The organism is Achromobacter sp. DH1f (assembly GCF_000633435.1).
In the GTDB taxonomy this organism is placed as follows: domain Bacteria; phylum Pseudomonadota; class Gammaproteobacteria; order Burkholderiales; family Burkholderiaceae_B; genus Achromobacter; species Achromobacter deleyi.
In genome coordinates this window covers 1-404 of record NZ_AYMF01000107.1, presented here as the reverse complement: position 1 = coordinate 404, position 404 = coordinate 1, and the positions used below count along the sequence as shown (strand labels likewise).

The following is a 404-nucleotide window of genomic DNA, read 5'->3' as shown; positions in this document are numbered from 1 at the left end:
GCCCGCGCCATCACCGGCGAAGTCACCCTCGAACTGCGCCGCGGCAACGACTACTCGCTGCTCAACACCGAATCGCCCAACCTGACGTACGCCCCCGAGCGCCTGTCGATGGAAAAGGTCGAGAACGCCCCCTTCACCCCCGCCGACCGCATCGGCCAGCTCACCATGCGCAACCTCGACATCGTCGACACCCGCGAAAAGCTGTTCACCTACGTGAAGACCGGCCTGCTCTCCTCCTCCGGCACCTCGCTGCCCCAACTGAAGGACGAGGCCAAGAAGAAGTAATTCTTCCCGCCCAACAAAAAGCCCCTCGGCAAACGCCAAGGGGCTTTTTTCATTCCGGCAAATCCAGCAACCTCACACACCCCACCGCCCAAACGCCAAAAAAGGCCGCCCGCGCGGCC

Annotated in this window: 1 pseudogene; it reads left to right on the top strand. The window is 63.1% G+C overall.

The window, feature by feature from the left end:
- Positions 1-285 (top strand): annotated as a pseudogene (locus U858_RS0133235) (argininosuccinate synthase); the annotation flags it as partial.
- Positions 286-404 lie beyond the last annotated feature (119 nt).